The 24,183-nt window shown below is 37.2% G+C and carries 24 protein-coding genes and 2 riboswitches; of the genes, 18 read left to right on the forward strand and 6 right to left on the reverse strand.

The annotated features are described in order from the left end of the window. Positions 1-9: 9 nt before the first annotated feature. Both FNOD_RS07100 and FNOD_RS07105 read left to right on the forward strand, forming a co-directional pair. The gene (locus tag FNOD_RS07100) at positions 10-990 is read left to right on the forward strand and encodes a DUF58 domain-containing protein (protein WP_238374578.1); all 981 of its coding nucleotides are present in this window, start codon (positions 10-12) and stop codon (positions 988-990) included. A gap of 23 nt (positions 991-1,013) precedes the next feature. After that, positions 1,014-2,480: a hypothetical protein gene (locus FNOD_RS07105; RefSeq protein WP_011994513.1), complete on the forward strand. Its 1,467-nt coding sequence runs from the start codon at positions 1,014-1,016 to the stop codon at positions 2,478-2,480. 5 nt (positions 2,481-2,485) lie between these two features. On the opposite strand, the gene FNOD_RS07110 is transcribed toward FNOD_RS07105, so the two are convergent. Together FNOD_RS07110 and FNOD_RS09860 are read right to left on the reverse strand one after the other, a co-directional pair. Continuing rightward, complete coding sequence (locus tag FNOD_RS07110; RefSeq protein WP_011994514.1) at positions 2,486-3,418, reverse strand: AAA family ATPase; 933 nt, start codon at positions 3,416-3,418, stop codon at positions 2,486-2,488. Next, on the reverse strand, positions 3,418-3,624 hold the full coding sequence (locus tag FNOD_RS09860; RefSeq protein ID WP_011994515.1) for a DUF6485 family protein: 207 nt from the start codon (positions 3,622-3,624) through the stop codon (positions 3,418-3,420). The genes FNOD_RS07110 and FNOD_RS09860 overlap by 1 nt, the downstream gene beginning before the upstream one ends. Before the next feature lie 124 nt (positions 3,625-3,748). Between FNOD_RS09860 and FNOD_RS09720 the strand changes: the two genes are divergently transcribed. The 3 genes from FNOD_RS09720 (at position 3,749) to rgy (ending at position 9,626) form a co-directional block, all read left to right on the forward strand. Then, the gene (locus tag FNOD_RS09720) at positions 3,749-4,687 is read left to right on the forward strand and encodes a DDE-type integrase/transposase/recombinase (protein ID WP_011993737.1); all 939 of its coding nucleotides are present in this window, start codon (positions 3,749-3,751) and stop codon (positions 4,685-4,687) included. Between the two features lie 540 nt (positions 4,688-5,227). Further along, a complete protein-coding gene (gene recF, locus FNOD_RS07125) occupies positions 5,228-6,247 on the forward strand; it encodes a DNA replication/repair protein RecF (RefSeq protein WP_011994516.1) in 1,020 nt (339 codons plus the stop codon). A 4-nt stretch (positions 6,248-6,251) separates the two neighbouring features. After that, entirely contained in the window at positions 6,252-9,626 is a 3,375-nt protein-coding gene (gene rgy, locus FNOD_RS07130; RefSeq protein WP_011994517.1) for a reverse gyrase, read from the forward strand. 158 nt (positions 9,627-9,784) lie between these two features. Here the strand turns inward: rgy and FNOD_RS07135 are convergent, their stop codons facing one another. Next, positions 9,785-10,819 (reverse strand): extracellular solute-binding protein, encoded by a 1,035-nt coding sequence (locus FNOD_RS07135; protein ID WP_011994518.1) that lies wholly within the window; start codon positions 10,817-10,819, stop codon positions 9,785-9,787. 94 nt (positions 10,820-10,913) lie between these two features. Next, positions 10,914-11,088: riboswitch (cobalamin riboswitch) on the forward strand. Positions 11,089-11,165: 77 nt separating this feature from the next. Here FNOD_RS07135 and cobT point away from each other — a divergent pair. The 9 genes from cobT to cobO are packed head-to-tail and all read left to right on the forward strand — an operon-like array spanning position 11,166 to position 17,975. Then, entirely contained in the window at positions 11,166-12,212 is a 1,047-nt protein-coding gene (cobT, locus tag FNOD_RS07140; protein ID WP_011994519.1) for a nicotinate-nucleotide--dimethylbenzimidazole phosphoribosyltransferase, read from the forward strand. Continuing rightward, positions 12,212-12,709, forward strand: a complete 498-nt coding sequence (gene cobU, locus FNOD_RS07145) for a bifunctional adenosylcobinamide kinase/adenosylcobinamide-phosphate guanylyltransferase (protein ID WP_011994520.1) — start codon at positions 12,212-12,214, stop codon at positions 12,707-12,709. The genes cobT and cobU overlap by 1 nt, the downstream gene beginning before the upstream one ends. Continuing rightward, positions 12,706-13,368 (forward strand): cobamide remodeling phosphodiesterase CbiR, encoded by a 663-nt coding sequence (gene cbiR / locus FNOD_RS07150; RefSeq protein WP_011994521.1) that lies wholly within the window; start codon positions 12,706-12,708, stop codon positions 13,366-13,368. The genes cobU and cbiR overlap by 4 nt, the downstream gene beginning before the upstream one ends. Beyond that, positions 13,358-14,083 carry an adenosylcobinamide-GDP ribazoletransferase gene (locus FNOD_RS07155; protein WP_011994522.1) on the forward strand — a complete coding sequence of 242 codons (726 nt, stop codon included), beginning with the start codon at positions 13,358-13,360 and terminating at the stop codon, positions 14,081-14,083. Before cbiR ends, FNOD_RS07155 begins: the two co-directional genes overlap by 11 nt. A 38-nt stretch (positions 14,084-14,121) precedes the next feature. Continuing rightward, positions 14,122-14,940 (forward strand): AAA family ATPase, encoded by an 819-nt coding sequence (locus tag FNOD_RS07160; protein ID WP_238374630.1) that lies wholly within the window; start codon positions 14,122-14,124, stop codon positions 14,938-14,940. After that, entirely contained in the window at positions 14,937-15,824 is an 888-nt protein-coding gene (gene cbiB / locus FNOD_RS07165; protein WP_148202064.1) for an adenosylcobinamide-phosphate synthase CbiB, read from the forward strand. The genes FNOD_RS07160 and cbiB overlap by 4 nt, the downstream gene beginning before the upstream one ends. Further along, positions 15,809-16,843, forward strand: coding sequence for an aminotransferase class I/II-fold pyridoxal phosphate-dependent enzyme (locus FNOD_RS07170; RefSeq protein ID WP_011994525.1), 1,035 nt, complete (start codon positions 15,809-15,811; stop codon positions 16,841-16,843). Before cbiB ends, FNOD_RS07170 begins: the two co-directional genes overlap by 16 nt. Beyond that, complete coding sequence (locus tag FNOD_RS07175) at positions 16,801-17,442, forward strand: Dph6-related ATP pyrophosphatase (protein WP_011994526.1); 642 nt, start codon at positions 16,801-16,803, stop codon at positions 17,440-17,442. The genes FNOD_RS07170 and FNOD_RS07175 overlap by 43 nt, the downstream gene beginning before the upstream one ends. A 17-nt stretch (positions 17,443-17,459) precedes the next feature. Further along, the gene (gene cobO / locus FNOD_RS07180; protein ID WP_011994527.1) at positions 17,460-17,975 is read left to right on the forward strand and encodes a cob(I)yrinic acid a,c-diamide adenosyltransferase; all 516 of its coding nucleotides are present in this window, start codon (positions 17,460-17,462) and stop codon (positions 17,973-17,975) included. Between the two features lie 13 nt (positions 17,976-17,988). Here the strand turns inward: cobO and FNOD_RS07185 are convergent, their stop codons facing one another. From FNOD_RS07185 to FNOD_RS07195, 3 genes are all read right to left on the reverse strand, one after another. Then, the gene (locus FNOD_RS07185; protein WP_011994528.1) at positions 17,989-18,915 is read right to left on the reverse strand and encodes an aldo/keto reductase; all 927 of its coding nucleotides are present in this window, start codon (positions 18,913-18,915) and stop codon (positions 17,989-17,991) included. 114 nt (positions 18,916-19,029) lie between these two features. Then, positions 19,030-19,563 (reverse strand): hypothetical protein, encoded by a 534-nt coding sequence (locus tag FNOD_RS07190; protein WP_011994529.1) that lies wholly within the window; start codon positions 19,561-19,563, stop codon positions 19,030-19,032. 148 nt (positions 19,564-19,711) lie between these two features. Further along, on the reverse strand, positions 19,712-20,269 hold the full coding sequence (locus FNOD_RS07195) for a DUF2202 domain-containing protein (RefSeq protein ID WP_011994530.1): 558 nt from the start codon (positions 20,267-20,269) through the stop codon (positions 19,712-19,714). A 200-nt stretch (positions 20,270-20,469) separates the two neighbouring features. Here FNOD_RS07195 and FNOD_RS07200 point away from each other — a divergent pair, with 200 nt between their 5' ends. From FNOD_RS07200 to FNOD_RS07215, 4 genes are all read left to right on the forward strand, one after another. Continuing rightward, positions 20,470-20,985, forward strand: a complete 516-nt coding sequence (locus tag FNOD_RS07200) for an NUDIX domain-containing protein (protein ID WP_011994531.1) — start codon at positions 20,470-20,472, stop codon at positions 20,983-20,985. 159 nt (positions 20,986-21,144) lie between these two features. Then, a riboswitch (cobalamin riboswitch) is annotated at positions 21,145-21,326 on the forward strand. Positions 21,327-21,406: 80 nt separating this feature from the next. Next, the gene (locus tag FNOD_RS07205) at positions 21,407-22,474 is read left to right on the forward strand and encodes an ATP-grasp domain-containing protein (protein ID WP_011994532.1); all 1,068 of its coding nucleotides are present in this window, start codon (positions 21,407-21,409) and stop codon (positions 22,472-22,474) included. Then, on the forward strand, positions 22,461-23,318 hold the full coding sequence (locus FNOD_RS07210; protein WP_011994533.1) for a succinate--CoA ligase subunit alpha: 858 nt from the start codon (positions 22,461-22,463) through the stop codon (positions 23,316-23,318). The genes FNOD_RS07205 and FNOD_RS07210 overlap by 14 nt, the downstream gene beginning before the upstream one ends. Continuing rightward, the gene (locus FNOD_RS07215) at positions 23,288-24,145 is read left to right on the forward strand and encodes a YitT family protein (protein ID WP_011994534.1); all 858 of its coding nucleotides are present in this window, start codon (positions 23,288-23,290) and stop codon (positions 24,143-24,145) included. Before FNOD_RS07210 ends, FNOD_RS07215 begins: the two co-directional genes overlap by 31 nt. Positions 24,146-24,183 lie beyond the last annotated feature (38 nt).

Below are 24,183 nucleotides of genomic sequence, written 5' to 3' on the forward strand. Positions count from 1 at the left end.
ATTCCGCCCGTGATTATAAAAAAAGAGCCAGTCTTCATCACGCTTCAACCAGATAAAAGAGAAGTCGTCACATTCACAACGGCATTCGGCACGAGAGGAATCAAGAAGTTGGGGGCTTATTCTGTTAGAATCAAGAGTTTCACAGAACTTTTCAGCATTTATATAACAGAGGAAATAAATTCAGACGTGAGGGTACTGCCAAATCTGGAAGAAGCCGACGCCTCGGTTGAGAGGATATTGGAAATGTTGCCCGTTTTGAAGAGCAAGTACAAACTCGCAGAGGATATTTCGTACATAAAAAACATACGGGAATACCAAAACGAACCGATGAACCGCATCCACTGGAAACAGAGCGCAAGGATGGACAAACTGATGGTGAAGGAGTACGAATACTCAGGAACTGCGAAAAATTACATCGTCTTGGATTTGAATTTACCGGGTGGGATATATTCAAAAGAAGCTTGGAGATACATCCATAAAAAATATCAAGAAGAGTCCATCAAGGCAGTTGCGGGTTTGGTTAAGCACTTCTCCGAAAGGCACGAAAAGACTAATCTCTTCATCTCGCACTCGAAAGGCATATACGACATCACAGACAGCGACTACGTCTTCTTCTTTGACTACCTTTCGGAAGTTGAGGGAGCTATCGATAACAATAATTCCACCACGGAACTGCTCGAGCATATCATAGAAGGCGTTCAGCCGACTGATACGGTGCTGGTAATAAGCATGTTCTTGACGAAAGAGGAAGTGGAGAAACTGATTAGACTGCGTTCAAGATGCGGCAGGGTTCTTGTCCTACTCATGCCGTATGGATATCGCGAAGCGACAACGAAAAAATTCAAGTCGTACTTTGACGTCCCGGTTGAAATCAGAGAACTCTACAAATTCGCAAGAACACTGGAAGAGGAGAACATAATCATCCAGATATGGCACGAGAACACGAGCTTGGTGGAAGGGCTGTTGAAGATATCAGGTTCTGAAATGTGAACAGAAGGTGAGCTGATGATATTATGACATTAGCTTTATCAAAATTCTTAATTATGTTCTTTTCATTTGCCAGTATTGAAAAGAGCTTAATACTCAATATCCATTTTTGGATATACTTAGCTCTTGCCATAATATCAATCATATTTATGTACAACAAAAAGAAACTACTCACTTCAATTTTTTCGATTGTAACAATACTATTCAGTATCTCTTTCTTGGAAACATATGTACTTGCTTGTATATCAGCACTGTTGCTCGTTTTAGCCTCGCTGAGCAAAAAATACTCGAACAAATGGTTGATAAGCTTTATCTACATATTTATCCTCAGCTTAACGCACCATTCACTGTCTCCGATTCTTGCTCTGATCTACATCTTGCTGACATTCCCTGAATTGATGCAACCTAAGAGAAATGGAGAAAATAAAATATGGATATTTGTATTGTTGATAGCATTAATCTTTATTGCTCCCTTACCTGATTTAAGGTTCAACACGGACGCTTTGAAAGAAGATAACGGTGTTGTGTATACACCTAAGGATTTAAATGTTACTCCAGAACAAAGCGGAAATACTCAAGCAGTGCAAACAAACAAGAAAAACACCGCTGAGAACTTGAACAAATCGGAAAGCTTAACTGCAGATGCTTATGCGGAGAGAATTTCGCTAATCAGAAAAATAGATTATTTTATCAACATTGACTTCATTGTCGGACTCGTAATAGGCTTGATATTCATAGCATACATCTTTACATCTGTCCTGAGAACTTCGGACAGCAAGCAGAAAAAGAAATTGGTAAAATCACTTGTCCTAAGCTTAGCAGTTTTGATAACCTTCTTTGCAATTTTTCCATTTGTTTTGAACATAGCTGGAAATAGAACAGTAGAGAATATAAACCAGATGAGAACTGCAACGAACTCAACATCATCAGGAACATCAGGCTTAAATTCTGTTGCGCAAATCCCAAAAACTTCACAAAATAACACTGCTGAGATTACTAAGAACAGCTTGAACGATGAACTCAACAAACTAAGGCTCATACTCATATTCAAATTCATCACAGCGGTGATTGGAGTGGCTTCTCTAATTTGGATTGGGAAATCTTTCGTAGAGATGTTAATGACAAAAGAAGTAGCACAAGAACAGGCGGAAAGTGCCAACGCTCAGGGTGAGGCTACCGGATACAGAACACCGCACAGTTACGATGAGATATTAAAAATGAACGGTGCACAATTCGTGCACCATGCGTACCACTATATACGCCAGACATTTTATCCAACGCTCAATCACTTGACGCCGTATGAGCTGCTTGAAAAATTCCCTTCAAAAGAATTGAGGAACTTAACCGATGCATATGTCTTGGTTGAGTATGCCTTTAAAGTTAATGTCGAAGATGAAAATATAGAATCTCTTAAACTCAGCTTTTCACACTTTATAAAAGAAATGGAAGCATTGCTATTTGCAAGAGATGACAACAGAGAACAATTCATTTGATAAACTCATTCTTTGCTTATAACGGCAACCTTACTTAGTATACTTTCTATAATCTCCTCTTTCGTTTCCCTAAGAATTTTCGATTCTGTAGTTTGGATTATTCTGTGGACAAGTACGTACGGAGCAACGTTTTTAACATCGTCAGGCAAGACAAAGTCGCGGTTGTTCAAGTAAGCCCACGCCATGCTCATGTGCATCAATGCCAGACTGCCCCTTGGGCTCGCGCCGTATTTGAGTGATTCGTGATTTCTCGTAGCATCGACTATGCTGACTATGTATTCTTTCACCTCGTCGCTAACTCTTACGCTTCTTACTTTGCTTTTTTCCTGTGCAAACAACTCACCGTTACCAACAGGTTTGAGTTCTTCAATTGGATGTCTAACTTTTTGCGATTCCAGAACTTCCATTTCACTTTCTTTATCGGGATACCCAATGCTTATGCGTACCATGAACCTGTCAAGCTGAGCTTCTGGCAGAGGGAAAGTGCCTTCGTATTCTATTGGGTTCTGGGTTGCGATGACAAAGAAGTTGTTCGATAGTTTTCTGGTTACGCCGTCTACTGTGACTTGTCTTTCTGCCATCGCTTCAAGTAGTGCGGATTGTGTTCTTGGCGTAGCGCGGTTGATTTCATCGGCTAAGAGTATGTCTGTGAATATAGGTCCTTCTTTGAATGTGAATGTGTCGTTTTTCCTGTCGTAGATGGACAAGCCTGTTAGGTCTGTGGGCAACAAGTCGGGAGTAAACTGGACACGTTTGAAATCCAGTCCTAAGGATATCGCAAGTGCACGTGCGAGGATTGTTTTGCCTACGCCCGGGACGTCTTCCAACAAAACGTGCCCGCCAGCGTACATTGCGGCAAGTACGAGTCTAATCTTTTCGTCTTTTCCCTTTATTACTTTCTTGACGTTTTCTAAAACTTTTTCATGCAATTTTTCCATTATTTTCTTCCCCTGTCTCTTATGAAGTTTTCAATCGACCTGTCCCAAGTTCTTTCCCCTTCTTTTGTGAAGAAGCAACCCGGTATTTCGCCGAGGCTTCTGTGATAAGCCACACACTCGCAGCACTTTCCTCTTTTGTCGCACGATGTGTAGGTGCATGTACAATTCTTGAGGTTCCTTTCGAGTGATGGACAACCTGTCGGCATCGATATTCCCCCCATTCTTGTTTTGATTTTGTTAACCAAAGGTATTGATAAATTTCAAAAATCATATTATCTTCTTAAAGAGGGGACACCCCCCAATATACTCTCAATAAGGAGGTATCCTGACATGACTAATATCCAACTCAAATGCCCTCATTGTGGCTCTTCTAACTTCATCAAAAACGGTCATGATAAGTTCAAAAACCAAATCTTCTTTTGCAAAGACTGCAAGCGTTACTTTAAACTTTCTTTCACCAAAAAACACAAACTCTTCTCTTTCCCTTACCCTCGTTGTGTTCATTGTAACCATGTCATGGAAATTTACAAAATCCGCCGTTATTTCGTTCGTTTCAGATGCAGAAAGTGCAACTTCAAAACTTCTGTTCCACTTTCTCTTCCTCAGCCTGTGCCTTTCAACTTTCATCCTTTCAAATTCTTCCGTTTCCCTATCTATATCATTCTCAAAGCTTTCATCTTGTACTTCAAATACAACCTTTCTCTTCGTGCTATTAAAGCTTGCTTGAATATCAATGTCTCTCATGTTGCTATTTACAAATGGATTATCAAGTTATCTTCTGTTATTTCGCTTTTTGAGTTTGAGAATGTATTTAAAGTTCACGGTGATGAAACAGTTATTGTATTTCGAGACAAAAAGTACTATGTGTGGCTATTAGTTGAGCATGGTACGAATTTAATAGTAGCTTGGCATGTATCAAGATATCGTGATATGTCACAAGTTAAGATATTGTTAGATAAATACTTTAGTCAAAGAAAACAAAACACACAAATAGAGTTAATAACCGATGGACTAAAAGCGTACGAGATAGCAGTGAAACTAAATTTTGATAATGTTGAGCACAGAGAAGTAAGACTAGGTAAAAACAACGAATGTGAATCGAAATTTTCGTTATTTAAGATGTTTGTTAGAGCAAAAAGGAGCTTCAAGAAATTTAGCAACATACGGTACTATGTAAATGGTTTTTGTGTAGTAAGGAACCTATGCAAGTTATATGAGAACGAAAATGAGATGATTACAGCTTTAGCTTCCATCATCACTACTAGTTAACAGCATCTTCTGAAGTGTGGCTTACTAAAATATTGAATATCCCCATAAAATTTTCCAAACCAAAAAATTCTTTCGAAAATTCGAAAAAATGTAAATGTTTCTTTCAATATTATATTCTATATTTTTATTTTTGAAATGTCAATAAAAAATAAAGATAATATAATGAACAGTTATAATCTTTAATGTATTTAACTAATACACAATCAGTAATAATGTTTTATTATACTCAGGTTAAATAAAAATAACTTACTTTTCAAATAAACAATACAGTATAGGATTGAAAAAAGCAAAAAAGTACAAAGTTAAAAGCAAAAGCAAATGTCTTATAGCTTTTGTATATCGCGATGGCAAAAATGTTGTTACGCTTTAAGATAAAGAATAGTGAGATGCTGCATTCAGGAATTACACAGAAATAATATTTAAAAATGTAAAAATCGAAATTGTTTATTATCACTCCATCTTGTCAAGTGATAAAATTTTTGATATAATATAAAATGCAATATAAAATAATGAAATACAAACTTCCGAGGGGGTGGAAGGATGGAAAAAAGAAGGATGCTTATTGAAAGCCTAAGACTTAGAAACTTCAGATGCTTCTCGGAATATGAAGTGAACTTTAAAGACGGTATCAACGTTATATATGGTCCAAACGGTGCTGGCAAAACTTCCATCCTTGAAGCAATCGCTTATCTATCAAACCCAAGATCCTTCAGGGGAGGAAGGGATTATCACCTCATAAAATTCGGCACAAACTTTTTTGAAGTGAGTGGTAAAATTGTAAGTGGTGGAAAAAAGCACGATATTACAGTCATATATAAATCAGATGAAACGAAGAAAGAAAAGATAGCGTATCTTGATGGAAACAAGGTAAAGAGGTTCAGAGATATCCAAGAAGTATTTATAGCCATACCATTCAGCTTCAAAGATTATCTAATGATTGATGGTTATCCATCTCAAAGAAGAGAATTCTTTGACGAAATATTCTCGCTTCTAGACCTTGAATATTACGAAATTCTCAGAAATTACGAAAAATTACTCGATGAAAGAAACGCTCTTTTAGCTGAAGAGAATGTTGATAGAGAAAAGGTTTTGAAATTAGCAAATGAAATGCAGCCGTTAGCCGAAAAAATCGTTGAAAAAAGAGAAATCATGATAAATGAGTTGTCTAAATATCTTGACCCGATGTTCAAAGTAGAATATGTTTCAGAGTTCAAAGGTAAAAACATAGCCGATTATATAGATGAAGACATAGAGAAGAGAGTAACGACCGTTGGTCCACACACACATGATGATTACGTATTCTATTACAACGGTTACATAGCTAAGTACTTTGCTTCAGAAGGGCAAAAAAGATTGCTTTACTTGTCATTGATAATCGCATTCAAAAAACTGATAGAGGAAACAAAACTTTATGAGCCAGTATTCTTATTCGATGACCCAGGAAATGTATTAGACCCACATCTTCTCGAGAAGTTTATATCTAATTTATCCGGTCAAGTTATCATCGCTGGCTTGTCTCCACTTCTCGGTGCACACAATATAAATTTGGCTAAGGAGTGATACTTTGATAGAAGCCATATTTAAGAACCTTTGTCCAAATTGCGGGGGAGATATAACTTCTGAGAGATTGTTGAATGGTTTACTTTGCGAAAAATGCTTGCCCCAACAAGTTTCAAAAGAATTTTTGTGTGAACACATAAAAGAAGAAAAATATGATTTGTGCTCTTTAAAGGAAAGGTACAATGATTGGGAAAAGGTATTTAGAAAATTTATTGGATTTGATCCTTGGGAACTTCAGAAATTCTGGGCTAGAAAATTACTCTTAGGAAGGTCATTTGCACTACTTGCCCCCACGGGAATAGGTAAAACTTCGTGGGGGCTCGCTACTGCTTTATATTTTTCCAAAAAAGGTAAAAGATCGTACATAATATTACCTACAAAACTTCTCATTCTTCAAAGCTATGAGAAATTGAAAGATAAAGTTAAAGAATCTGATTTACTTGTTTTTGGGCTTGATGAGAGCAATAAAGAAAGAGAAGAAAAGAAAAAAAGATTGGCTAATGGTGATTTCAAAATACTAATCACCTCTTCGATGTTTCTTTATAAAAATGTTGACCTCATCCCCAAGGATTTCGCTTTTATTTTTGTAGATGATGTTGATTCGTTCTTGAAGACGGCAAAAAATATCGATAAAGCGCTGTATCTTTTAGGATTTGACGAGAAAGACATAAGTTTTACAATGAATTACATAAAAATGAAGAGAACGCAAGCGAATGAAGAGAAAGTAAAAGCAATGCAAGAAGAAGTAAGAAAAATTGCAAGCAAAGCTAAGGGAGTAATGGTGGTAGCGTCCGCAACTAGTGACCCAAAATCCGAGAGAATAAGATTATTCAAAGAACTCTTATCTTTTGATGTTGGCAGACCTATATTCTATTTAAGAAATGTGGAAGACGTTTACGAAGAAGTAGAAAATCTTGACGATGCACTTGTTAGAACAGTAAAAAGATTAGGGAAAGGTGGTCTTGTATTTCTTTCGTCTGATTTTGGAAAAGAACGTGTAGATTACATTAAAAACTTACTTGAGAGTAACGGGATAAAAACCGAGACATACGAAAACTTGTCTCCAGAAGTTTTAGAAAAATACAGAAAAGGTGAGATAGAAGTTCTTATCGGTATATCTTCTTACAGGAATCCTTTGGCAAGGGGATTAGATATGCCAGAGGTTATAAGGTACGCGGTTTTTTACGGCGTACCTAAAATTGTTGTTAATCTTGATATCGAAGGTAATGTAAAGCACCTTTTACTCGCACTTTCTTCCATAAGACCGCTTATCGCAAGGGATAAGGACTTAGAGGAAAAAGTTTCCCTTGTAGATAAATGGATGAAAGCGTTGAAGAAATTTTCTTCAATGCCAAATCCTCCTGTTGATAAAGTTAACGAGCTAAAAAACGAAATAAAAAATTTCATACTTTCGAAAGAAATACACGAGAAAATAAGTAATTCAGATGAAGTTGTTTTAAGGCAAGAAGATGAAAAGTGGATACTAGTTGTTTCAGATATAACAGGATATCTCCAAGCTTCTGGAAGGACTTCAAGACTTTACGTTGGTGGAATTTCAAAAGGATTAAGTTATATTCTTGTTGACGACAAAAAGGTTTTGAACAACCTATTAAAGAAAAGTAGATGGTGGTTCAGTACAGATATTACATTTAAAGAAGCTCGTAGCATTAACATAGATGAAATTTTAAGACAAATCGACGAGGACAGAGAAAAAGTTAGGAGGAAAGAAGGTAGACGAGACGATTTCTTAAAGCCTGTATTAGTCATAGTAGAATCACCTCACAAAGCTTGGACCATTGCAAACTTCTTTGGAAAACCAATCTCAAGAAATGTGAATGGTCAAGAACTCTATGAGGTAATAACCGAAGATAAATACCTAGTGATAACAGCTTCGTTTGGTCATGTGTTGGACTTGAACAAGGAAATAGGGTATTTTGGCGTTATCGAGAAAGAAAAATTCATACCCGTGTATGAACCTATAGATAAAAAAGAAAGAATGATTGAAGGAATAAGAGACGCCAGCAAAGAATTCGATATGATACTTGTGGCAACGGACCCTGATACAGAAGGAGAGAAAATCTCTTGGGACTTAAAAAATCTGTGTACACCTTTTGTGAAAGAAATCAGGAGAATGGAATTCCACGAAATAACCAAAAAAGCCATACTCAACGCACTTAAAGAATCAAGGAATGTTAATGAAAACCTTGTGAAAGCTCAGGTCGTAAGGCGGATATCCGATAGATGGGTCGGTTTCGAACTTTCCCAGCTTATCCAGAAAGTCTTTTCAAAAAGCTCACTTTCCGCGGGGAGAGTACAGACCCCTGTCTTGGGTTGGGTTATAGAAAGAGCGAAAGAAAATCGGAAAAAGATACATATTGTTTCTGTAAAAAGATACGGGCTTGATATAAAGTTTGAATTTGAAGACAAGCAAAAAGCTCAGAAATTTTACAATGGCCTAAAGTACATTCAGATAAACAAAAGTTCGGAAAAAATCCAAGAAAAATCACCGCTTCCACCTTACACAACAGATGCGCTATTGAAAGACGCTTCCGAAAAATACAAAATTTCCGTTTCAAGAACGATGGAAATACTCCAAGAATTGTTCGAAAGAGGATTCATCACATACCATCGTACAGACTCTACGAGAGTATCAGATGTTGGAATAAGCGTTGCAAAAAGTTATATAGCTGAACAATTTGGTGAAGAATATTTCAAAGGAAGAACATGGGGCGAAGGTGGAGCGCACGAATGCATAAGACCAACAAGAGTACTTGATGTCGAAGATATAAAATCGATGATCTACTCAGGCGAACTTGAAGATTTTACGCCAGATCACCTGAAAATTTATGATTTAATATTCAAAAGATTCATATCATCTCAAATGAGAAATGTTGTAGTTAAAAGTTGTGATATTACAGTCAAAGCCTTCGACAAAGAGCAGACATTTGAAATATATGAAGAAATCATCCAAGAAGGTTACAACAAAATATTCCCAATCAAACTTACGAAAATACCTACTGGGGAAGTTGTTGTGGTGAATTATAAATCCTTCTACAGCGTTCCGAAAGTACCTTTATTCACGCAAGGTACACTCGTAGAAGAGATGAAAAAACGTGGTCTTGGAAGACCATCTACGTATGCCACAATTGTAAGTCGATTACTTGAGAGAGGATACGTCGTAGAAAAAGAAGGATACCTGATACCGACACCGCTAGGTGAGAAAGTGTACAAATTCTTAAACTCCAGTCCAGAGAAATTTAAATTTGTAAGAGAAGACTTTACAAGAGAACTTGAACAACTTATGGACAAAGTAGAACTTGGCGAAGAAGATTACCAAAAGATACTTAAAAATCTAAAAATGGAAATTGAGAGAATTTGAGGATTTAAAAAAATTTAACCCCATTCAATCGGAAAATTGAATGGGGTTTATTTTTAGAGAATAGAGATATTTATAAATGAAAAAACATTTCAAAGAAAACTAAAAAACATATCTTCAGTAGACTACCAAAACCAAGTTTAGTTTTAAATGATACATATTTATTTTATGATTTCTTCCCATGCTTTGTTGTAAAGGTCGATTTTATCACCAAGGTAATCGATTATTTCGCAGTTCTCAAGGTCTGAGATTTCGTAGATATTTGCCACTTCTTTGTAATTTACCGCATCTGTAACAGGTGATGGAATCATTAGATAATCTGAAATCTTTGCTGAGATTTCCGGTCTAAGGATGAAGTTTATGAATTTGTAAGCCAAGTCTTTGTTTTTCGATGTTTTGAGAATTACCATGCTATCTATCCAGAGTGTACCTCCTTCTTTTGGAACGAAGAATTCGAAGTTATCGCGTTCCTCTTCTGGAATTAATTGGAAGACGTTTTCTGGATAACCATGGACTGCCCAAAATTCGCCATTAACTACTCCTTGTGCGTAAGTTGTGGCGTCAAATTTGATGATATTTTCTTTCCATTTTAGTATTACTTGCTTTGCCTGTTCGATTTCTTCTGGGTTGGTTGAATTGACAGAGTATCCTAAATATTTGAGCGCGGCTCCAAACACTTCGCGCATATCGTCAAGTAATGTGAGTTTGTTTTTTAAATCTGCGCGTTCGTATATGCTCCAGGATTTCTCAAAGCTTTTCAAGAATTTTTTGTTTACAATAATTCCTGTTGTTCCCATCATGTATGGAACGGAATATTCATGGTCTGGGTCGAATGTTGTCTTTGAAAGAACGATAGGGTCAATATTTTTTATGTTCGGTATCCTAGAAAGATCCAATTTTTCCAGCATTCCATCGTTTATCATCATTCTAACATGGTCTCCAGATGGGAAGACGATGTCGTAACCAGTCCCGCCTTGTTTGAGTTTTGAGTACATTTCTTCGTTTGAAGAGTATGTATCGTATACGACTTTGCAATTGTATTCTTTTTCGAATTCTTTTATAACCTCTTCGGGGATGTAATCCGCCCAGTTGTAAATATGCAATGTGTTTGAACGATTACAGCTAGAGACTAAATTGAAAAGAAGAAAAGAGGAAAGCAAAATTAATAAAAAAAGCAATCCAAACTTTTTCATCATCGTTCTCTCCCTCCTTAGTATGATTTTGCGATTTAATTATATCAAATAATAATTTGAATTTGAATATTTGTATGGTAGAATAAAAACAAACCGAATAAGTTTGACTACCTAGTGTGCCGGGAACACCGGTGGAAATCCGGGGCTGCCCAGCAACCGTGAGTGGGGACGAAACCTACATTGATGCCACTGGCTCATTTCGATGAGCTGGGAAGGCGTAGGGAGTAGAATGAACCACGAGCCGGGAGACCGACATTAGGTAGATTTCTTTCCTGAAAGCTTGGGCTTTTCAGGAAAATTTGTTTTTAAATTATTATAGCGTGGATTAGAAAGTAAGGGGGAGAGGCGTATGGAAACAGGGAAGAAGATTAACAAAGAAACTTTACGTAATGATATTTTGAGAAGGCTCAATAATCTTACAAAACCGGTCGGAAGTTTGGGATATCTTGAGTACTTAGCTCTTAGAATGGGGCTTATCCAGGGTAAGGTTATTCCAGATCTTCCTGAAGATAAGAGGGTTTATGTATTTGCGGGAGACCATGGGGTTGTTAAGCAAGGGGTTTCAGCTTATCCAAAAGAAGTTACAAAGCAGATGGTGTACAATTTTCTCAACGGTGGAGCCGCTATTAATGTTTTTTCACGACACGTTGGAGCAACTGTTTATGTTGTCGATGCAGGTGTTGATGGTGATTTTCCGATTGAATCTCCTTATCTTATCAGAGCAAAGGTTGGTTTTGGGACGAATGATTTTACGGAAGGCCCTGCGATGACAAGGGAACAAGCGTTGTTGTGTATAGAGTACGGGAGGAAAATAGCGCGCGAGGCGATAGAAGATGGTGCTGATTTGCTCGCAGTTGGCGATATGGGGATTGGTAATACAACAACCGCCACGGCAATCGCGGTTGCTTTTGGATACGATATAAACGAGATAATCGATATTGGGACACCGATAAGTACAGAGGAATTGAAGAGCAAGAAAAGGGCTGTTTTAAAGGCAATTGAGGTAAATAAGCCAAATCCGTCCGATCCAATCGATGTACTCCAGAAAGTTGGAAGTTTTTGTATAGGCGAGATGGCAGGTTTTATTCTTCAAGCTGCTGAGATGGGTGTGCCGATTATCATCGATGGTTTTCCGACAACCGCTGGTTTGTTATTGGCTTGGGAGATTAATTCAGAAGTAAGGGAATATGTCTTCGCAGGTCACAAATCGAAGGTGAAAGGTCACAAGGTGATTTTAGATACCTTAGGCTTGAGACCTATCCTTGACCTAGACATGCGCCTTGGTGAAGGTACCGGTGCTGTGCTTTCTATGTCGATAATCGAAGCCGCAATAAAGATGATTAGAGAGATGGCTACATTCGATAGTGCGGGTGTTTCGAAAGGGACTGATCAGTGATGATTCTCGTAACTGGTGGTGTGAAGAGTGGGAAGAGTTCTTTCGCTTTGAAACTTTCTGAAGAGTACAATAAAAAGGCATTTTTGGCAACGGGCGTACCTTTCGATGAAGAGATGAAGAAACGTATTGAAAAGCACAAAGCAGAGAGGGGAAATGATTTCGATACGTATGAGGAACCAATTAACGTTCCAGATACTCTTAATAGTATCGCCGATAAGTACGATGTTATAGTCTTTGAGTGTGTTACAACATATCTTGGGAATTTGTATTATTATGCGGTTAACATAGATAATTATTTAGATAAGCTGTTGGAATCGTTTAAGAATGTGAAATGCGAGTTGATAATTGTTACTAACGAGGTTGGTTGGGGCGTTATTCCAGAAAATGAGCTTGCAAGAAAATATGTTGAAACTCTAGGGAAGTTGAATTCAAAAATTGCTAATATATCTGACCAAGTTTATTTAGTTGTGAGTGGAATAGGGGTACGGATAAAATGAAGAGAGCAGAGAGGCAATTGATTGGTACTACTTCGTGGCTTGTACCTGGTACTTATTACGAAAACGCTCGTTTAGTTGCCCAACTTGTCGATTTCGTTGAATTATTAGTCTATACGTGGGATTCGGATACGTTTGATTTGTTCGAAAGGGAAATCGGTAAGCTCAGAACTCTCAGTGAAAATTATGGCCTTAAGTATTCCATACATTTACCAACCGATAGTTTGAAGAATGTTGGGAGTGTTTTGAATTATTTTGATGGAAAGTTGCCTGTTGTTAATTATGTCCTTCATCCTTACGATGGTGAAGAATTTTACGATTTGCTCAATGGTGATTTTGGCGGGCGGATATCTGTTGAGAATTTAAAAGAAAAAGTTGTAAATTTCAAAAGGACGGTTTTTGATATAGGGCATCATTTGCTGGGTGTGAAGGTTGATGATGCTTTTCTGAGTAATGTTGTTGAGCTTCATGTTATGGGTATTGAGAATGGTAAAGACCATAGAAAGCTTAATTTAGAAACGCTTGAGCAGATGTATTCTATATTGGGTGATAGGATGTACGAAATTGAATACGTGTGTTTTGAGATATTCGATTTGAATGATTTAATTGACTCTTTAAAGCTTTGGAAGGCTTTTAAGAAGGTGAAGTTGTATGCAAGATAGTTTAAAGGATATCTTGCTAACTTTTTCTTTCATATCAAGATTGCCAGTGAAATTAGGGGAGTTGTCTGATTGGGAAGTCAGGATGAAACGAATACCAGCTTATTTCACAATAGTTGGCTATATTCCGGGTTTGATTTATTTTACAGGGAGTTTTCTTTCTTTGAATTTTGGGATAATTGCACCTTTGTTATCTATTGTCTTGGGATTTTATCTTTTTGATTTATTCCATTTCGATGGCCTTTTAGATACACTTGATGGGTTTTTGAATCAGTCTTCTAAGAGTAGACGACTTGAGATAATGAGTAAGGGCAACGTTGGGCCATTTGCTGTTTTCTATGGTGTTTTGTATGTAATTGTCTTTTGGGAACTGATTACGTCTATTGAACCTGTCGCTTTTGTTTTTGGCAGTGTCTTTGGGCGTTACACCATGGATGTTGTTTTAGTATTTTCAAAACCAGCAAAGAATGAAGGACTTGGCGCTATGTTATTTCCGTTTAATAGATTTCTTCTTGTACCTGCGACGTTATTTACGTTACCACTCTTATTAATCGACGTGAAACTATTTTTAGTTTCTATCTTTTCTTCTTGGTTGGTAGGTTTTTTGATTTCAAAGGTTTCGGAAAAGCAAATCGGAGGTGTAACGGGTGACGTGTTGGGTGGAAGTTGTTTGATTGGTCAGATAGTTGTTTTACTGATTTTAAATTATTTAATTTAAGTTTAAGCTATTTTGAGAGGGTGAATTTTGTGTTTTTGATGGTGCAAGGCACTATGTCAAATGTTGGGAAATCGACAATTACACTTGCTCTGTGCAGGTATTTTACAAACAAGGGTTTGAATGTCTTCCCTTTTAAAGCTCAGAATATCTCAAGTAAATTTGTAGATATTGGTGATGTGAAGATAGCTAGCGCGCAGTATTTCCAAGCGATAGCGTGTAAGAAAGAGCCACATGTGTATATGAATCCACTTCTAATTGTTCCAAGGGGGAAGTTGGAAGCGTATTTTTTGGGAGAGTATGTAGATTCTTTCGATTCACGTGAGTATATGTACGATGAGAAAAAACGTATATTGGAAAAGATTATTGATATACTCAAAGATTTGGAAAGGGAGAATGATTTGGTAATAATAGAAGGCGCGGGCTCTTGTGCTGAACCGAATTTAAGAGATAGAGAGATAGTCAATATGCGTATAGCTATGTCTGTTCAAAGTTCTGTTGTGTTAGTTGCGGATATTTCTCTTGGTGGCGCGTTCGCGCAAGTTGCAGGCACTATGGAATTGTTAGAAGGCAATGAAAGAAGTCTTGTGAAGGGATTTATTTTTAATAAGTTTCACGGTGATAAAACGTTGCTTGGTGATTTTCCAAATCAATTAGCTCAAAGGTATTCAATTGAATATTTCGGCACAATTCCTTATTTGGAGAATAAATTACCAGACGAAGATTTAAAAGTGTCTAAGTTTGGTGAATTGAATACATTAGAAGATATTTCAGCTATAGATGCTGAGATTGAAAGGATAACTGAGCACGTTATTTCGAATATACAAATTCAAAAACTGGAGCGTATTTTAGGGTTATGATGGGAATAAACGAAAAGGTTTTAGTGTTTTTACTTGCTTTGATAATTGATTTATTTTTCGGGGAGTTTCCTAGTGTTATCCACCCAGTTGTTTACATGGGACGTGTGGGAAAGTTTTTCGATAATATTTACAAATCGAGAAGTTCAAAAGCTGTTTCTTTTGTTCTTGGAATGATTTCTCTAATCGTAGAGTTGATTATTTGGGGAGGATTAGGATACTTTCTCCAAAGTTTTTCAAAAAGATTCACAATAGCGATGATTTTTGAGGTTTGTATTCTCAAATCCACATTTTCTATCAGGTCACTTTATGAGCACGTAAAACGATGTTATACAAATGATGTTGAGTTATTGAGAAAGAATGTTTCTATGATAGTCTCGCGTGATACTTCAAAGCTTGATAAGTCTCATCTTTACTCTGCGGCTGTTGAGAGTCTCGCTGAGAATATATCCGATAGTATTACTGGACCTTTGTTTTATTACGTGCTGTTTGGTTTACCTGGAGCGGTTGTTTACCGTGTTGTGAATACATACGATGCGTTGTTTGGCTACAGAAACGCAAGGTACGAATGGTTTGGCAAGTTTCCCGCGCGGTTTGACGATTTGCTTAATTTGGTACCGTCTAGGTTGACCGCGTTGTTTATATCTTTCTTCAATTTTAAACGTTCTTGGGAGTATATCAAAAAGTATGGTGGGATAAAGATTAACGCGACTTATCCGATGAGCGCTTTCGCTGGAGTGCTCGGTTTAGGTTTTGAAAAGATTGGTTATTACAAATTCGATGGGAAATTACCAGATATGGAAGATTTGGGAAAAGCCCTTAGATTGTACAAAAAGGTTGTTTTTCTGATAATTTTGGTGGTGGTTTTTTCATGCATGGTGGTATAAATGACGGGACGTTAATAGATTTTTCTATCTCAGTCAATCCTTTCATACCAGATTTTGTGAAAGAAGCACTGAAAGAGAGTGTAAAGTATGAAAGGATGTACACTTACGTTGAATGGTTAGAAGATGAGTTCAGGAAAAAGTTTGGGGTTGATTCGGTAATAGTTGCTGGTGCCACCGAGGCGTTTCATATAATCGGATGGACTTTTGTGAAAGATGCAGTGGTTATAATCCCAGAACCGAATTATACAGAATACGAGCGGGTTGCGAGATTTTCAGCGAGTAAGATTGTTAAAATTAGAGTTTTTCAAAGTGAAGAAGATTATTTTGAAAGGATAGAGAAAGTTATCTTTGAAGAGCGAAAAAATTCCAGTAGGTGTGTTTTAATAACGGGAAATCCGAATAATCCAACGGGAGAATATACGAACTTCAGCGATTTTGCAAAAGATATTTACAAAAAATACGGTAAAGAAGTGATGATAATTTTAGATGAAGCGTTTATAGATTTTGTACCTAAAGGTGAGCAATTTGAGTTGTGTGAATTGGATAATTTGGACAATTTAATTATTGTGAGAACTTTTACGAAGATTTTAGGTGTGCCTGGTGTGCGCATTGGGTATGTTAAGAGTCGGAGTTTTAGAGAAGTATTCGAAAAATACCGTATGCCTTGGGGTATAGGCGGGAGCGGTTACGCCGTTTTGAAGAGTTTAATAGAGAATTTTGATGATTACAAAGCTTTTTTATCAGAGTCTTCTGAGTATTTTAAAAAAGAGCGAGAGAGATTCAAGAATTTTTCCTTTTTCAATTCAAAGACGAACTATTTAGTGATTGATGTTGGTGATTCTGAGGAATTTCAAAAGTTTATGCATAGAAACGGGTTACATGTGAGAACGATGGAAGATTTTGGGATGGACGGGTTTGTAAGAGTGGGGTTAAAGGATAGAGTCGCGAACGAAAAGCTTAGGAGGTTGGTTGAAGAATGGTATTTTCATCGTGGAGTGGAGGAAAAGACAGTGCGTTAGCTTTGTACAGGGCGCTTAAGGATTTCAAGGAAGTTGAGAAAGTCGATATCTTATTTACTATGTTTGATGAAAATTGCGAAAGAACTCGCGCGCACGGCTTGCCCAAAGCGCTTATTCAGGCTCAAGCTGAGAGTATAGGGGCGAAATCAGTAATTAGGTGCGCTTCGTGGGAGAGTTACGAAAGTGAGTTTTTGAAGTTTTTGGAAGAGTACGCTAAAGGCGGGATAGGGATATTTGGTGATATAGATTTACAAGAGCATAGAGATTGGGTTGAGAGAGTATGTGGTACGTATAACGTTAAGGCTTTGGAACCATTGTGGTTAGAAAAAAGAGAAAAGCTTTTGGAAGAGTTTTTGAACCTTGGTTTTAAGGCTATTATCGTGGCTGTCAAAAACGGTTTTGAGGATTTGCTTGGGTTGGATCTACACAGTCGTGAAACTATCAAGCTTATTGAGAAACTTGGATGGGATTTATCCGGCGAAAACGGGGAGTACCATACGTTTGTGTACGATGGTCCGATATTTAAAGAACCGATAAATTTCAAAATAGTTGGGAAGCATGTAACAGAGAAAAATGCTTATCTGGTTTTGGATATATGATTTGGGAGGATTAGAAAATGGGGTACATACATGTTTACACTGGAAATGGGAAAGGGAAGACCACTGCGGCATTTGGCTTGGCGTTAAGAGCTATATGTGCTGGGAAGAAGGTTTACATAGGGCAGTTTATAAAGGGTATGAAATACAGTGAACTTGACGCGGTAAAGTATCTTCCAAATTTGGTGATAGAACAGTACGGGAGGAATTGTTTTATCAAAAACAAGCCAACACAGGAAGATATCGAGCTTGCAAGAAATGGCTTGAATAAAATAAAAAAAGTCATCGAGGATGGAGCGTACGATATTGTCATCCTCGATGAAGTTAATGTTGCAGTGTACTATAATTTATTTACCGCAAAAGATGTTATTGATGTGATTAGCAAAGTTCCAAAAGAGCGAGATATGGAGATAATACTCACTGGAAGATATGCGCCTCAAGAGTTCATAGACATCGCCGATTTGGTTACGGAGATGAAAGAAATAAAGCATTATTACCAAAAAGGCGTAATGGCACGCAAGGGTATAGAGTTTTGAGAGTTTTGATTAGCTATGGTATCATATTGCCAGCTGCGATATACAAGCCATACCATTCTTCTCTTGTGAGCCATACTTCCGTTGCTTGGGCTATTCGTTTTAGTCTTTCGTGATTTGTTGTTCCCACAATTGTTTGGATTTTTGCGGGGTGTCTTAATATCCAAGCGATAGCTATTGCTTCTTTGGAGACGTTGTATTTCTGGGAAAGTTTATTTATTTCATCGTTGAGTTTAGCAAATTTCGGATCGTCTAAGAATACACCCCTTATGTTTCCTTGCTCATCCCCCCATTGGAACGGTGACCAAGCTTGGATTGTTATGCCTTTTATTCTCGAATATTCTAATACGCTACCATCCCTATTAACTGATTGTGGGAATTTTGTGTTTGTGAATATGCCAAAATCTATCATTCCCGTATTTGTTAAACTAAGCTGGAGTTGGTTAGTTAATATTTTGTAATTAATTCCAGTACTTAGCAATTCGATTTGCATTGGGTTAAAGTTACTCACACCGAAGTATCTAACCATTCCTCTGCTGTGAAGATATGTGAAAGCTTCGCCAACTTCTTCTGGTTCCATCAATGTGTCTGGGCGATGGAGAAGGAGGATGTCGATATAATCGGTGTTTAAACGCTTTAAACTTTTCTCAACGGAAGATATTATGTGTTCTTTTGAAAAATCGTAAAATCCACTTCGAATTCCACATTTAGTTTGTATGATGATTTTCTCTCTTGGTATTTTTACGTGTTCCAAAGCCTTTGCGAATACCTCTTCTGATTTTCCGCCACCGTAAATATCAGCGTGGTCGAAGAAATTTATTCCAAGTTCTAAAGATGTGTTTATTAGCTTTACAACATCTTCAATCGGTTTGTCCCAAATCCTCATGCACCCTAAACCGATAACTGGTACGTCTAATTCTCCACCAAGTTTTATGTACCTCATTTATCCCACCTCCTTTATTTCCTTAAATTATACCACGATATTTATAGTACTTATAATAAAAGAAAATGCGTACCTTTCGGTACGCATTTTCTGTATTTACCTCTGTCTTTACGGTTATATCCTTGGACCTCTGTTTGGCATTCTTTGAGATGTTTTTTGTGCTGCTTGTCTGTTGCGTCTTTCTGGTATTACGTCGTCAACGTTTACTTCTTTTCCATCTATTACAACTTTTTCCGCAACTATGTATTTTGATGTGCTTGTTGTTACTAATCGCCCGCTAATTTCAATCGATTGCCCTGCTTTAAGTGAGACTGCTCTGAATATCGGACCTGCGTGGACATCGTATACATCATTTCCAACTTGTATTTTGAGAACAAATCCGTTTTGTACGTCCCATGATACTTCTTTGATTGTACCTTTGAATTCTTGTGTTGCGCTTAAAGTTGCATCTGCGGGAAGATTTCTGTAAAGTCTTGTTGCGGTAACTTGCTGTGTTTGAAGTTGAGTTTGAACCTGTGTCTGAGCTTGTGCTTGAGACTGAGTTGTCACTCCATAGCGGTAACCACGATTTGCCGTTGCTGGACCGAATGCGAATATGCTACCAACCAAAAGAACTCCTGCCGTTAATACCACTAATATCTTCTTCATACTTCCAACCTCCTTTTGCCTTCCTCATAGTTTTTTGTTTTTTCTCTTTTTTTCTCCCTCTTTACCAAGGGTAATTTAAGTATATCCGTTTAACCTTAAAAAGTACTTAATGAAAACTTAGAATTTGCTTAATTTTTTTACTTTATACTTATTTTGAAAATGCTCTTAAGTGATTTTCTGACCCATTTTTCAGATAGCCGTAAACTACCTTTATATCTTCATTGCTTGTTTTGGAAATGGCTTCTTCTAAATCTTTGATATCAAGCTTTTCAATTTTCACTCCAACGCTGAGAGCATCGGTTAATGATTTTTTACCTTCTGAAACTAATTGATTGTATAGACTTTCGAAATATGGGTACGCAAACTTTCCTATTTCATCTGTCTTAAGTGGGTTTTCTATATCGTACTTGTCAAGTAAAGCTTTAACTGCATCCATGTGGTTTTGTTCAGAGCGTGTTATGTTGTTGAATATGGGGAGTTTGTAAATTTCATAGAGTGTTTTGTATACGTCTCTTGCAAGTTTTTCTTCTTGAATCATCATTTGAAGACTTTTAATATCATCTTGAGTAAGTGTACTTGTTGGAGTGTAAGAAATCAGTCTTGTTGTTTGTGCTGCGCTTAAAGTTGTTGAAGAGAAGAGTAACATAATACCAGCTGTTAAAATTCCAAGAATCAGTGTGAGAGTTAACTTGTTTACCTTTTTCATACTATCGCCTCCTAAGAGCAAGGTGTGGTTTTTTTGTTGCTTGTTTCTCATTTCTCATATTTACATCCCAATTATATTCATCCAAGCTGAGAAAATCCTTATGCTTTCCTGAGAATTTGCTTAGAGTTTTTGGTATAATTTAATTGTTGTTGGAGTGGTAAAAATATATAAAATATACACTAGGATTGGAGTTGGATAATGTGAAATACACGGAGATAGCCCAAAAGCTTATCAAGAGCCCAAAGCAACGGTTAGCAGTTATATGCTATGCGCAATACGATGGGAAGATTTTATTTATTAATAGAACAAGAGAGCCTTTTTCTGGATTTCTTGTTCCACCTGGTGGAAAGGTTGAAGATGGAGAAGGGATAGAAGAAGCAATTAGAAGGGAATTTAGAGAAGAAACAGGACTTGAACTCAACAATCTTAGGTTGAAAATGGTAACATCTGAAGAAGGACCGGAGCATTACAATTGGGTACTTTTTATATTCGTGGCAGAATTGAATAGTGACAAATTTATCCAAAGTGATGAAGGAGAACTCGTTTGGGTGGAGAAAGATAAAATTTTTGAAGAAAATCTTTCGCCCATAGATAAAGCTTTGGCAAGGTATATATTAGATGGTTCAAATAAAGTGAAGCTTGCTCAGATAAAGTACTCAGAGGATAAGAGCATTGAAGATTTAAAAATCGAGGATTTAGATAGTATTTTTGAATAGGTTATTTACAAATTTGAATTTGGAAAGTTGTCCATACAAAAGCATTAGAAAGATAGGATAATTTAAAAATCCTTATTTGGTAAGAAAAAATGATTTCAAAGGCGTTATTCGACTAGACATTATCTTGTGAATGATTTAGAATAAAGTTGTGAAAAAGTTAATATTCCAAACTGCGAAGGTGCCGAAAGGCTTAATAGGGAACTCCGGTGAGAATCCGGGACGGTCGGGCCACCGTGAGTGGGGACGAAATGCTCAACTGGCCACTGGCTTTTTTAGCTGGGAAGGCGAGCAGAGTAGGATGAGCCACAAGTCGGGAGACCTGCCTTCGTAGGATGGCATTCCCAAAAACCATAGATTTTTGGGAAATTTTCTGTTTTAAAATTCTTGAAAATCCTAGAAAAGTTGTGAGGAGGGGATTTCTATGAAGATTCAAGAGTATGTGGGGAAAAGACTTTTGAGCGAACATGGTTTTTATGTACCAAGGAGCTTATTTGTCAAAGAAGAGGATATCGATTCGAAGGAACTCACTCAAAAGATTTTGGAGCTCGGCTTTCCACAGGTTTTGAAATCTCAGGTTCTTGTTGGAGGAAGGATGAAAGCTGGAGGGGTAATCATCGCAAAGAACTTGGAAGAAAGTATGAGAGCGTTGCGAGAGCTTGTGAATAAAGAGATAAAAGGTGAAATGCCGGAAGGAGTATTGATTGAAGAATTTGTGAAACACGACAAAGAGTTGTACTTTGGTATTACGATCGATAGGACGAATAGAAATATATTGATGATTTATTCTGAGTTTGGTGGTGTTGATATAGAGGAAGCATCACGAATGTTTCCAAATAAGGTTTTGAAAACTTATTCATTTAACGATTTACCGGAAGAATTTAAAGAGACCGCCAAGGTATTGTTGGATATCTTTAAAAAACTTGACTTAACGCTTTTAGAAATCAACCCAATTGGAGTTACCAAAAGTGGTTATGTGATGCTTGATGCAGTAATGCATGTTGATGATAATGCATTATTTAGGCAAAGTTGGGCGATGGAGCAGATGAATGAAAGAGAAAATGATATGGTGTTACTCGGCGGTTCGTATGGGGTTATAGGTTGTGGCGCAGGAATTGTTATGGCAACGATAGATATGTTAAAAGAATTTGGTTTTGAGCCTGCCAATTTTTACGACGTTGGTGGTGGCGCGACCCGTGAGAATGTTTTGGAAGCACTGAAAAAGGTTTCAAGAATTTCTAAAAAGATAGTGCTTAATATTTTTGGTGGCATAACAGATTGCTTCCAAGTTGCTGAGGCGATAGTTTTGTTTAAAGAAAGACATCCGGATGTCGAACTGTTTTTAAGGATTTCTGGGAATAAGGAGGAAGAGGCAAGAGCGTTACTTAGTAATATTGGTTTGACAGCTGTTAGTGATATGAACGAATTGATAATGTTAATCCAGAAAGAAGAGGCAAAGAAAAAGGAGTTGATGAAAGATGTTCTTTTCTAATGAAAAAGTCTGCGTTTATGGCATAACTGGTAGATATGGAAGCTACCATACAAAGAAGATGATAGAATACGGTACTGATATTGTCTGTGGTGTGAGTAAAAATAATGAATTTAAGGAAGTACACAATGTGCCTGTTTACAATACACTGTCCGATTATGTTAGTAGAGGTTTTAATGTCGATACGGCGATATTCTTTGTGCCTGCTCCGTATGTAATGGAAGCATTTTTGGATGCTTTCAATAATGGTGTGAAGAAATTTGTCGTAATAACAGAACATGTGCCTATCCACGATGCTTTAAGGATGGTTGATATCGTTAAGAAAAATAATCTGACGATGGTTGGTCCTAATTGTCCCGGGGTTATATATTCAAAAGAGAAAGTAAAACTTGGTATTATGCCTGAGAAGTATTTTAAAGAAGGCGAGGTAGCCATTATTTCGAGAAGTGGAACGTTGATGTACGAGATTGCGAAGTATATAGGTGAAAGTTATGGAGTTTCTATAGGGATAGGACTTGGTGGTGATCCAGTTATTGGTTTGAATGTCTTAGAAGCTTTTAAAGAAGTCGCGAAACTTGGTTTTGAAAAGGTTGTTTTAATTGGGGAAATTGGTGGAGAAGATGAGATTACAGGTGTTGCTGAGGCGATTAAGATGGGGTTTAAGCCAAGTAATATTGTGAGCTTTTTTGCAGGAAGACATGCGCCGGAAGGTAAAAGAATGGGGCATGCTGGTGCGATAGTCGAGGGTGAGCACGGGAAAATTAAGTACAAAGAGGAGAAGATGAGAGAATACGGTGTTAGGGTGGTGAAATTTCCATGGGAAGTGAAAAACGCATTCGCCTTGTAAAAGAGTATTTTGTTTCCACAATTGGTGTGTTGATAACGGCTTTGGGTGTTGTGATTTTTCTAATTCCAAACAATATCGCAGCTGGTGGGGCATCTGGGTTGGCTATAGTTTTAAATAAATTCATTCATCTATCAGTTGGCGTTTGGATGTATTTGATAAATATAGTGTTATTTTTAATTGCGTTTATTTTGGTTGGTTTCGATTTTAGCTTCAAGACAATTTATTGTACCTTTATGTTCAACTTTTTCATCGATTTTTTCGACAGAATAATCCCAATTTACAAGTACAATGGCGATATGATTATCGCAGTGTTTTTTGGCGATATCTTGACAGCTATAGGTATGGCTTTGACTTTTTCTCAAAATGCATCAACTGGAGGTACGGATATACTCGCGAAAATAATGAACAAATTCTTTGGGTTTCCAATGGGGCTTGGAATATTGGTACTTGATTTTTCCATAGGTATGTCGGCGGGTTTCGCATACGATATAAATACTGGAATGTATTCTATATTGGCAATTATCGTGAATGGAACAACTATTGATTTTGTTTTGAAGGGTTTGGAGTTGTCTATAAATGTTTGGATAGTTTCAGAAAAATACGAAGAGATTAAAGAATTCGTACTAAATGGGCTTAACAGAGGAGTCACTATATTCGATGCCACAGGTGGATATACTCAAAAGCCAAAAAAGATTCTCTTTGTGACGTTGAAAAGAAGAGAGTTACATGAATTGGTTACTAAAATAAGGGAGATAGATAAAGAAGCGTTCTTTGTTGTAAATGAAGCGCCCATGGTTTTTGGGAATGGATTTAAAGAGATTGTGTAAATTGTATAAAACAAAAGCAAGAGCACGTAACGTGCTCT

The organism is Fervidobacterium nodosum Rt17-B1 (assembly GCF_000017545.1).
Classification (GTDB): Bacteria; Thermotogota; Thermotogae; order Thermotogales; family Fervidobacteriaceae; genus Fervidobacterium; species Fervidobacterium nodosum.